The 10,555-nt window shown below is 38.6% G+C and carries 7 protein-coding genes; 1 reads left to right on the top strand and 6 read right to left on the bottom strand.

The window, feature by feature from the left end; translation table 11 throughout:
* The 4 genes from AC1DSB_RS08195 to AC1DSB_RS08180 all read right to left on the bottom strand — a co-directional run.
* The coding region (locus AC1DSB_RS08195; protein ID WP_477586393.1) for an efflux RND transporter permease subunit at window positions 1–1,575 on the bottom strand (1,575 nt) is incomplete at its 3' end.
* Window positions 1,576–1,939: 364 nt separating this feature from the next.
* The gene (locus AC1DSB_RS08190; protein WP_477586391.1) at window positions 1,940–3,514 is read right to left on the bottom strand and encodes a peptide chain release factor 3; all 1,575 of its coding nucleotides are present in this window, start codon (window positions 3,512–3,514) and stop codon (window positions 1,940–1,942) included.
* A gap of 172 nt (window positions 3,515–3,686) precedes the next feature.
* Window positions 3,687–5,171, bottom strand: a complete 1,485-nt coding sequence (locus AC1DSB_RS08185) for a UDP-N-acetylmuramoyl-L-alanyl-D-glutamate--2,6-diaminopimelate ligase (protein WP_477531835.1) — start codon at window positions 5,169–5,171, stop codon at window positions 3,687–3,689.
* Window positions 5,172–5,182: 11 nt separating this feature from the next.
* The gene (locus AC1DSB_RS08180; RefSeq protein ID WP_477531836.1) at window positions 5,183–6,238 is read right to left on the bottom strand and encodes a M42 family metallopeptidase; all 1,056 of its coding nucleotides are present in this window, start codon (window positions 6,236–6,238) and stop codon (window positions 5,183–5,185) included.
* Between the two features lie 103 nt (window positions 6,239–6,341).
* Between AC1DSB_RS08180 and AC1DSB_RS08175 the strand changes: the two genes are divergently transcribed.
* Window positions 6,342–7,940, top strand: coding sequence for an ATP-binding protein (locus AC1DSB_RS08175; protein WP_477586389.1), 1,599 nt, complete (start codon window positions 6,342–6,344; stop codon window positions 7,938–7,940).
* 205 nt (window positions 7,941–8,145) lie between these two features.
* On the opposite strand, the gene AC1DSB_RS08170 is transcribed toward AC1DSB_RS08175, so the two are convergent.
* Window positions 8,146–9,534: an aldehyde dehydrogenase gene (locus tag AC1DSB_RS08170; RefSeq protein WP_016427893.1), complete on the bottom strand. Its 1,389-nt coding sequence runs from the start codon at window positions 9,532–9,534 to the stop codon at window positions 8,146–8,148.
* Window positions 9,535–9,650: 116 nt separating this feature from the next.
* On the bottom strand, window positions 9,651–10,553 hold the full coding sequence (locus AC1DSB_RS08165; RefSeq protein WP_477586387.1) for a Gfo/Idh/MocA family protein: 903 nt from the start codon (window positions 10,551–10,553) through the stop codon (window positions 9,651–9,653).
* Window positions 10,554–10,555 lie beyond the last annotated feature (2 nt).

Here is a 10,555-nt window from a genome sequence, read left to right as displayed (position 1 = left end):
AATCAATACCATTAATCGATGTCCTAGAGCCCATTTAACCGAGCGTTCAAAATTATTATATGATTTTGAACGTCGACGTTTTGCTTCGAAGTCGCCTCTAGGTTTTTTCATCATTCTACTTGCAAGCATCGGAATGACGGTAAGTGCCACTACCAAAGAAGCAATTAAACTAAAGGAAATGGTTAAGGCAAACTCAGTGAAAATTTGGCCAATTAAACCTGTGATAAAGATAACAGGAACGAACACAGCAACAGTTGTTAAAGTTGATGCTATAATTGCCCCTGCCACTTCCTTTGTTCCCTCAGAAGCAGCAGTTTTAGAGTCTTTCCCCATACCGAGATGACGTTCGATGTTTTCGATGACCACTATTGCATTATCTACCAACATCCCAATACCAAGTGCARGTGCACCCAACGTCATGATATTTAGAGCAAAATCAGCAAAATACATTAGCACGAACGTTACGATGACTGAATACGGAATAGCAATTCCAATGATAATTGGACTCTTTATTCCGCGTAAAAAAACAAAAAGTACAAGCATGGCGAAGAGTCCACCAAATATGAGCGAAGAACCAATGTTTCCGATGGCTAACTTCACATAATCACCTTGGTCAAACAAAATATCCGCTTCTACCCCTTTATACTCATCCTTCTTTAAAAGTTCATCTAAAGATTCTTTTAACGAGGTTGAAACATCTGCTGTATTGGCTCCAGATTCTTGCAGTACTGACATCAAAACCGCGGGTTCATCATTCGCACGAGTTTCAGTTGAGGTTTCTTGTTCTGCCAACTCAACCGTTGCTACGTCTGCAACGGTTATGTTCTTACCGTCCATAGGATTGACAGTCACCACTAAATTCTTTATATCTTCGACATTTGTCAGTGTACTGACAATACGTGTAGTCAGTTGCTTTCCATCTTGTGTTTCGATTGGATCACCAGGAAACGAAACATTATTTGCTTGAATCAACTGCACGATGTCAGATTGCGCTAGTCCTTTAGCTTCAAGCTTTTGTTGATCCAATAAAATTTGTACTTCTTCAACTAACGCCCCTGAAACATTGACACTCGCTACGCCGTCTGTACGTCGCAGTTCTTTTTCCAGTTGTTCTGCGATGATTCGGACGTCTCCCTCATTTTCAGGAGCACGAAGTGATAACTGAATGATAGGAAACTGTGCTGGGTCAAATTTCAAAAAGCGAGGTTTTTGAGAATCGTCAGGTACTGGAGTTTGATCGATACGCTGCATGATATCGTTTTGTATATCATCAATATTGGTTGACCAATCAAATTGCAATACAATAATATTGACGCCTTCTTGCGAAGTAGATTGCAATGTTTTTATCCCCGGTAAAGTTGACAAACTTGATTCAAGTGGCTTTGTCACTTTTTCACTGACTTCTGTCGGGCTCGCCCCTGGATAACTTGTAACTACCACACCAATAGGAGGGTTCAATTCAGGAATTAACGTAACTGGTATTTTGAAGTACGATACTAAACCTAAGATAATAACCAAAAACATAATGACTGTTGTAAARACGGGACGTTTTATCGAAAAATCGCTGATTTTCATTTCATAATTTCCTCTCCTGCAAAAACTTCTCTCTCTATCATATTCGTTACGCCCACTTACTTCAAACGTGAATCGTGTAAAACTTTATTCGGAAACGTGATTGACAATATTTCTATATTAATTCACTAATAAATGGTGTTAGCTGCGTCCTTAATTATCGGTTGTAAACGATAACATATTTTTTCTATAGTCTCTGTCATGTAATGTTGTTGATTGTAAGGGAATTTGCGATACTCCTGCGGCTAATCGTCGCAAAGATTAGAACCAAATTGTCCATGGTCCGCGGAAAGTGAGCATATAAAACACCATAAAAAATTTACATAGCCAACAAAATAAAAAACCTGTCAAAAGACAGGTTTTCTCCTTATAACAAACTATATAGCTCGATATTTTCGTTTTTATCTTGGAACCAGCGCATTGCAAAATCATTTTCAAATAAGAACACATATCGATCATAACGATCACGAACGAGCATGCTTCGAGGACTTGACATAGATTCCTGAACTTCAGTTTCGTTCTCAATCCAACGGGCAATTTTATTACCGATAGGTTCCATTCGAACCTCTACGTTGTACTCATTTTTCATTCGGTGTTCAAACACTTCAAATTGAAGCTGACCTACCGCTCCTAAAATGACGTCTTCCGTATGAAGCGTTTTATAATATTGAATGGCACCTTCTTGCACCAATTGCATGATGCCTTTGTGGAAATGCTTTGATTTCATTACGTTTTTGGCTGTAACACGAACAAATAATTCTGGTGTGAATTGTGGAAGTCTCTCATAATTAAATGACTTTTTACCACCAACAATGGTATCCCCAATTTGATAACTGCCGGTATCATGCAAACCGATAATATCTCCTGCAACTGCGTAGTCCACTGTTTCACGATCGTCCGCTAAAAACTGAGTCGATTGAGTCAGTTTAAACGTTTTACCAGTACGGGATAAAGTCACAGTCATACCACGTTCAAATTTACCCGATACGATACGCACAAATGCAATACGGTCACGGTGAGCAGGATTCATATTGGCTTGAATTTTAAAGATAAACCCTGAGAATTCCTCTGTTACTGGATTTATCACTTCTTCAGCATCAGTTTTTCGAGGTTGTGGAGTCGGCGCAAATTGTAAGTAAGTTTCCAAGAATGTTTGGACACCAAAATTCGTTAAGGCACTGCCAAAGAATACAGGTGTCATTTTTCCATTTTTTAATTTCTCAAGGTCAAAGTCATTACCCGCTTCATTTAACAACAAAATATCATCTAAAGCTTGTTTGTAATAAGAAGTTTGTTTCATTGAATGATCGACAGCTAATCCACCATCTTCGTCTAATGGCAAAAAGCGTTCCTTCTCATCGGTACGGAACTGTTCAATACGATTATTGAAACGGTCATAAATCCCTAAAAATTCTTTCCCCATACCAATTGGCCAGTTCATTGCATACGACTCAATTCCCAGCACTTCTTCGAGTTCTTCCATTAGTTCCAGAGGCTCTTTACCTTGGCGATCCAATTTATTGWTGAACGTAAAAATAGGAATCCCACGTAAGCGACAAACTTTAAATAATTTTATCGTCTGAGCTTCAATTCCTTTTGCAGCATCAACAATCATCACCGCGCTATCTACCGCCATTAATGTACGGTATGTGTCCTCACTGAAATCTTGGTGACCTGGTGTATCTAGAATATTGATACGGCAATTGTCGTAATCGAATTGCATAACTGAAGAAGTTACAGAAATCCCACGTTGCTTTTCGATTTCCATCCAGTCCGATGTAGCGAACTTACCGGTTTTTTTAGCCTTTACCGTCCCTGCATCACGAATGGCTCCACCAAAAAACAGCAATTTTTCTGTCATTGTTGTTTTACCGGCATCGGGATGGGAAATAATCGCGAATGTTCTTCTTGCTTGTATTTGGTCTTGAACTTGATTAGTCATTATTAGGTATTCTCCTTCTTTTTTTCCTTTATCATCATATGGAGTTTTTCAAAAAATTACAAGTGAACAAAAAGTCGAAAGAACCGATCGGCAAATGTGATCGGTTCTTTGTTACGATTTCCAGCACTAAGCTCCAGCCCGATTTCTCGCTTCAGTGTAAACTTCTGCTATTTCAAGAACGAGAGGGAGAATCCTGGAATTTCAATTTACCAGCAGCCAATGCTATATCTCCATCGCTATGCGGGAACTTAGTACGTCCAATGATTTGATAATCTTCATGTCCTTTACCTGCAAAAATGATAATATCACCTGGCTCAGCAATCTCGATTGCATGCTTTACAGCCGCTTCACGGTTACCAATACACGCATAATTCTTATGCAACATTCCTTTTTCCAGGTCAGTAAGAATTGATTCGTATGGCTCGTCGCGTGGATCGTCCGTCGTTAAAATCACATAATCAGCGACCGAAGCCATCTGAGCCATTGCAGGACGTTTTGATCGATCTCTATTACCACCCGTTCCGACTAAGAAGATGAGACGATTTGTTCGATACGGTAGGACTGATGAAATCGCTTTTTCAATCGCGTCCGGTGTATGAGCATAATCAATAAAGATGGATATGGGCAACTCACTATCCAACTTTTCCATTCGTCCTTTAACTGGCGGAATTTTTTCAAGTTGTTCAATGATTTGTGGAATTGTATATCCTTGTGTATACAAAGCCGTTGTTGAAGCCAATGCATTATATACATTGAACTCGCCAAGAAGATTCATACGTACAGGAAAAATCCCTTCAGGCGTCTTCATCTCAAATTTTGTACAATTTGATTGCAACAGAATATTACGCCCCTGGAAATGTGCATCCGAATGAATCGCATATGACCATACAGGATAACCCGTCATTTCTTTCAATCGGTTAGACCAGGGATCATCTCCATTAACAATTGCATGTTTTGTACGTTGTAAATCTTGACCCAATTGTGAGAACAATAGACCTTTTGCTTGTCCATATTGTTCCATTGTTCCATGGAAATCCAGATGATCGTGCGTTAAATTTGTAAAGATGGCAATATCAAAATCTACACCAGTTAGACGCCCTAGTACCAATCCGTGAGAAGAGACTTCCATAATCATTGTCTGACAGCCTTCGCTTTTCGCACGTTGAATCATTAATTGTGTGCTTAATGCGTCACTCGTCGTATTCGCAGAATCATACAAAACTCCATTTAAATTAAAACCGATTGTACCAGTCAAGGCAGATTTCACAGCAAGTCCTTGAAGCATATTTTGAATGATGCCACTTACACTTGTTTTACCATTTGTACCGGTTACACCAATCATTGTTAAATCTTTGGATGGGTATCCATAAAACTTGGAGGCCAGTAACGCGACCGCTCGCGTTGTATCGTCAACGACTACACAGGCGACTCGGGAATAGTCCAATTCCAGTTGTTTTTCTGAAACAATTATTTTTGCTCCACTTTCAATTGCTTGCATGGCATATTCATGGCCATCTACGGTATATCCCTTAATACAGATAAAAATACTTTCTGGTTGAACACTACGTGAATCAACCGCTATATCAAACACTTCGGCTGGAAGTGATCCGTGAATTTCTTTAACCGGCAAGCAGCTGATTAAGTCAATTGACTGCATTTGCTTTCCTCCTATTCTGTCTCCATTGGAGAGAGCACATATGCTTCTAGCAGTGCTGAAGTGTGTTTCAATGAATCAATATGTGTCCGTTCGTATGCATGTGACGCTTCAATACCTGGTCCGAATAAGGCATGTTTGACGTCGAATCCAGCGCGAATTGCAGCCGAGGCGTCAGAACCATAATACGGGTAAATATCCAGCTTATATTCAATGCCTTGCTGTTTAGCCAATTCAACCAAATGTCGTGTAAGTTCGTAATAGTAGGGACCTGAAGAATCCTTCGCACAAATGGAGACCGTGTATTCATCGGATGTTTGCCCATCACCAATTGCACCCATGTCGACAGCGATATACTCCACTACTTCGTCAGGAATATTCGAATTACCACCATAGCCAATCTCTTCATTGTTCGAAATGTAGAAATGAGTGGTATACGGAAGTTTCAAATCATTTTCTTTAATGGAAGCAATCAATTGTAATAATAAAGCTGTACTAGCCTTATCGTCCAAGTGACGTGATTTTATAAAGCCTGATTCTACTTGCTCAAATCTAGGATCAAATGATACAAAGTCACCCACTTCTATTCCAAGTGCTTTTGTTTCCTCTGCATTCGTCACTTTCTCGTCTATACGTACTTCGATATTTTCAACATTGCGTTCTGCAGAACCGGCATTCTTATAGACATGAACAGTCGTTTGATGCATCAAAATCGTTCCGCGGACTTTTTTACCAGAGGCTGTATGTATGTGACAATATTCGCCTTCTACCGCATTCCAATTAAATCCACCAATCATCGATAGTTTAAGTCGTCCACTACCTTTGATTTCTTTTACCATCGCACCGAGCGTATCTGTATGTGCTGTTAACAATCTATGTTTAGAATTATCTTTTCCCTCAATCGTGGCAATTAATGCCCCTTTGTTTGATCGGTGGTATGATACGTGCATGTTATCTAAAAGCGAAGCCATAAAATTCATGATTTCTTTCGTATATCCCGAAGGACTTGGAATCTCTACAAGTTTTTTAAGTAATTGAACTGTTTCTTTCTCTTTAAACACACTTGACATGATTAACCCCCTGTATGATAAATATCATATCAAAATTCAGCATGTTCGCACACCGCTAAATCATGTATGATATAGGAATAACTACTTATTAACGAGGTGAAAAATGGACAAATCTATGCTCCTGACAAAACGCAATCGATTGTTCATAAATTTATTTGCAGTTGGATTACTTTTACATACATTATCAAGTCTGTTTATCCATTACCAAAATCCAGTTTCCATCCCACTTTTCGCTATCCTATATTGTATCCTGTTATATATTCTTCGGAGAATGAACATAAATAATTATGTGATGCAAACCCTGATACTGGGCGGAATGAATGGATATATTTTATATCTAATTATTGATACACCTTATTACATACATATTTTACTTTTTGTATATCCACTATTCATCGCTTCATTATACCATTCAATCATATCAAGTTTAATTCTTTTACCAATTACTGCACTGGAAGTCATTTATCTTTTCCAAAAAAACTATATAAATTTTGAAAGCACCATTGAATTCGGTAATCTATATGTTGTCCTATTGTTTTTGATTTTAATAAGTTTGACAGCTGTTGTCCATTCACTCTTTATGCGCAACACATGGCATCGAATGGAAGAACAGCAATCGACACTGGAAAGAGCCCTAGATTCCAGGGAAGGCTATTTACATATGTTTTTTGAGAATGCCAAGGATGGCATTGCAGTATTTGATTTAGATGCCCGCATTATTGCACTGAATCCAGCTTTTGAGCTGCTCTATGGCTGGAGTCGAGAGGAATGTATCGGCAACCACATTCCACTTGTACCACCTGAGAATGTGGCAGCAGCAAACGAAAGAATCGAAAAAGTTTTAAAAGGAGAAAGTTTTTACTCTTTCGAAACAAAAGATATGAAAAAAAATGGCACTTTCTTTGATGCGCAATTGACGTTAAGTCCCATTTACAACAAAAGTGGGGATATAGTAGCAATGTCCGTTATTACACGGGATATTTCTTATCGTAAAGAAGCAGAAAAACTGATTGTCCAGACTGAAAAGCTGAAACTGGCAGGAGAAATTGCTGCTGGAGTTGCGCATGAAATCCGTAATCCAATGACTGTGATTTCAGGTTTCATTCAAATGATGAATACAGATGATCAACACCCCTATCAAACTTATACAAAGTTAATAGCTTCAGAACTTGAGCGAATCAACTTAATCATCAGTGAGTTTTTAATTCTCGCAAAACCTCATGTCACAAAGGCAAAAGAATTTCATATTGAAAGAATCATTCAAGATGTCGTGCTTCTATTTAGTCCAGAGCTTAATTTAAGAAGTATATTACTGAAAGAATCTTGGAATGCCCAAAATGCAATTGTTATTGGTGAGCAGAATCAAATTAAACAGGTAATAATCAATATTGTTAAAAATGCAATTGAAGCACTGAYCAATGAAGGCTCCCTAGAAATCTCTACAGATTTGGAGACAGATGGATTTGTCAGTATTCATATTCGTGATAATGGTGCTGGTATGACGCCGGAAGTTGTGAATCAAATATTTGAACCCTTCTTCACGACGAAAACCACAGGTACTGGACTTGGAATGATGATTTCCGAAAAAATCATTCAGGAGCATGCCGGGAAAATTACTATTAATAGCCAACTCAATAAAGGCACTACCGTATCAATCTTACTCCCTTATAATAAAGCAGAAAAATCAGCGACTTCCAATTAAAATGAAGGTCGCTGATTTTTTAGTATTAGTATATTTTTTTCTTAGCTTTGTAAAACTGTACTGTTCAAGGAACGAAGGCTAAGAACGCCACCTCGTGTGGCAACGCCTTCGTGACCAACCTCCTGTTGGCCCGAGGAGGCTTGCTAGTTCATCCGCGGAAAGGGAGCTGATTCCCTCTAATCTTAATAAATGTTAACATAACCATCTATTTAAGAAGAGTCTTCACAAGTTTCACTTTGTTTTTATATGGTGGAAATACAATATTCACTGGAAACTTGGTACTCTTTTTCAATATTGATTTGGCATGAGTAAATGCTTCGAAACTATATTTCCCATGATAAGCGTTCAGACCGGATGACCCCACACCGCCAAACGGCAAATGAGCACTCCCTACATGGGTCACTGTATCATTGATACACCCTCCACCGAAAGGCAGTTCATCCAAAAAGTACTGAATGGCATTTTCATTTTCAGAAAATAAATAAGCAGACAATGGTTTTGGTAACTTTCTAATTTGTCTTATTGCACTTTCCAATCGATCATAAGTCATGATTGGTAAAATTGGTCCAAAAATCTCATCTTCCATAGAAGGGCTATTCCACGAAACCCCGTCTAGAATGGTTGGTTCAATATATAAGTCACTTTCATCCATATTTCCACCGGAGACAATGTGGGCACCTTCATGTCTGATTAACTGTTTTAATCGATCGAACTGTTTTTGATTAATAATACGGCCATAATCCGGACTCTTTTGTAGGTCTTTCCCGTAAAAGTCTTTTATTGTTTTCCTTAATAACTCAATAAATTGATCTTTTACTTTGTGATTCACCAGTAAATAATCAGGAGCCACACAAGTTTGTCCGGCATTGACGAATTTACCCCAGACGATACGCTTCGCAGCGACTTCTAAATTTGCGGTATGATCAATGATTGCAGGACTTTTTCCGCCAAGTTCTAACGTCACAGGAGTCAATCTTTCAGCTGCAGCTTTCATGACGATTTTTCCGACTTGAACACTTCCGGTGAAGAAAATTTTATCGAACGGTGCATGAATAAGAATGGATGTCTCATCCCGTTCACCCTCAACCACACGAATATATTCTGGTGGAAATGTTGATTCAATGATTTTCTTGATAACGATGGCCGTATGAGCAGCCGATTCCGAAGGTTTGACGATAGCACAATTCCCTCCAATCATCGCACCAATCAGTGGTTCCATGACCAGTTGAAATGGGTAGTTGAATGGACCAATAATCAAGACAGAGCCATAAGGTTCACGAATAATGAAACTTTTTGCTGGTTGTAAATGAAGAGCCGTTTTAACTGCTTCCGGTTTCATCCATTCCTCTAGATTCTTCAACATATATCCGATACTATCTAATACAAACCCTACTTCTGTGGCATATGCTTCAAATTCACTTTTATGTAAATCATCATAAAGTGCCCGTACGATTTCTTGTTCATGAAGTTGTATAGCCTGCTTCAGTTTAGTTAATTGCTGCTTTCGAAATGCTGCTGATTTTGTGGCGCCTGTATAGTAAAAATCATGTTGAGATTGAATCATATGGTCAACGTCCTGCACTGTGAAATTCATTCTATCACTCCCGTCATCTATCACTTTATTGTAACGTGTAGTGTGATTGCACGCAAAAAAGACACCTTCAAAAAAGGTGTCTACATATGTATTCCACTTACCTAAAAGGAATTTACTTAAGTCAATAATTCATCAATCCAACGCTGCACGATTAACCCTTCTTCAAAGGACACAAGCGAAGCTTCTTTTCCACTTCTCGCATCATGACAAGCATCCCACAAAGATTTGGTTGTTTTATTGATTTCGACTTTTTTCTCCGGCTCATCCTTTTCGCTTCCCCATAGTTCTGACCAATTTCTAATTGTCATCACTTTCTTTGTTCCAAACACTTTGAATTCCAAAAGTTCTTCCTGTCCTACTCCGCTTAAGCCATTGATTAGAATATGAATTCCACTGTGAGTTTGACCGAATGCAGAAGTTCCTGTTTCAGATAAACTTTGATCTTCAGGATATTTTGTATGATGTGCTGAAAATGTAAATTCCCCAAAAAGTCGATACATGATTTGAAGATAATGTGGAAATACTTCTCTTATAAACCCACCTTGAGCACGAGAACCAATCCATGGATTCTGTTGCCATTTTCTTGGCCAATGCGGGAAATATGTTTGAAGTTCAACGCGAAGTATTTCTCCAAGTGTATTGTCTTCAACTTCATTCATTAACGTTTGAATTGCCGGACTATACATAAGAGGAAAATGCATCGCCGTTAAGACATTTGCTTGTTTAGCACTTTCAACCATTAATTTCCCACTTTCCACATCGTGAGCGAGAGGCTTTTCAGATAACACCAAACAGCCTTTTTCAGCTGCTTGTAAAGCAAGTGAGGCATGACTATTAGGAGGTGTACCTATATACACCCAGTGTGGTTTCGTCTCAAATAATTCTTCAATGGAATTTGCTATTGGCAACTCGTATTTACTTTTCATTTCTTGTAATCGTTGTGCATTCWCATCAAACGCACTGACAATTTTGCAATTAGGATTAGCTAAAAGTTGATTGATAATACGTTCTCCTACAATAC

The organism is Paenisporosarcina sp. P4_E4_2, from assembly GCF_056401595.1.
This window is presented reverse-complemented; position numbering and strand designations above follow the sequence as displayed.